At 71.1% G+C, this 1,159-nt stretch carries 1 pseudogene; it reads right to left on the minus strand.

Annotated elements, in window-relative coordinates:
• Positions 1-670: pseudogene (locus AXK60_RS26705) on the minus strand (hypothetical protein); the annotation flags it as partial.
• Positions 671-1,159 lie beyond the last annotated feature (489 nt).

A 1,159-nucleotide genomic window follows, 5' to 3' on the forward strand; every position in this document is an offset into this window, starting at 1 on the left:
CCGACGAACCCGTCGACGTCGTCGCCACCGCCACGACCGTGCCCTGCGGCACGTCGTGCCGCGCGTACTCGGTGATGATGTGGACCGGGTCCATCGCACCCGTCAACGCCGTCCGCGTGCCCTCGCTGACGCTGCTCAGCAGGTTCCGGGCCGTCGACGGTAAAAGCACACCCTGCGGGATGTAACTCGGCCCCATATTCGAGGTCACCAGCAATACCGGCTGCGCGTCCTCCGAAGGCCGGAACACCGCGACAGCCCAGTCCAGCAACGCCGCCGGCGCCGCCGCGACCAGCTCCAAGCACAGCTGCTCGGCCATCTTGCCTTCCCTCGACGGGCCCTGCGATGCCTTCGCTCCAGCCACCGCACGCCGCGTGCCCTCGCCCGCCGCGACCACCGTCGAACCCGGCGTCTGCGCGCCCGTCGACGGACTCGCCTGCTGAGCCGGCGCCGCCGGCGTCACAGCCGCGGGCGGCGTCGCCGCACCGTGCGTACCGCCCGCGCCCATCGAATACGGAGGCAGCATCGGCGTCATCGGCGCCGACGTACCGCCGGTCGCCGACACCGGAGAAGCCGACACCGTCGGGCCCGACGAAACAACCGGCGCCGACGGTGCCGGGGCGGGCGCCGACGCGGCCAACGGCGTCACCGCACGCGGTGCAGGCGGCGTCACAGCGCCCCCGCTACCGCCACCCGCGCTAGAACCCCCACCGCCTAGCGCCGACGCCGCCGCCGGACTCACCGCCGGCGGCATAGCACTCGGAAGACCCGCCAGCCCGAACCGCGACTGCGCCGCGCCCAGGCCGGCCGGATCCGCCGTGCCGGTCCCCAGCCCGCTACTCAGCGGCGACCCGCTACCAAGTCCCGACGTCGGCAACGACGGCGCCGACGGAGTGGACGGCATCGACGGAGTGGACGGCATCGAGGGAGTCGACGGCATCGAAGGCATACCGGACCCGGTAGAAGACACCGGTGACTGCGTGCCGACGCTAGGAGGCATTTGCTCTCCGACAGTTCCGTGTCCCTTGGGGGACGAAGTATCTGGTTTCTCTCCACCGCTCGTGTCGGGCGTGCTCTCGGTAGGAGCTTCGGTATCGGGCCTCTGCTCAACGCCGGTACCGGAATCGGCTCCAGTAGAGGACTCTTCAGGTGACGTTACATC

The sequence above is a fragment of the Tsukamurella pseudospumae genome (genome assembly GCF_001575195.1).
Taxonomy (GTDB): domain Bacteria; phylum Actinomycetota; class Actinomycetes; order Mycobacteriales; family Mycobacteriaceae; genus Tsukamurella; species Tsukamurella pseudospumae.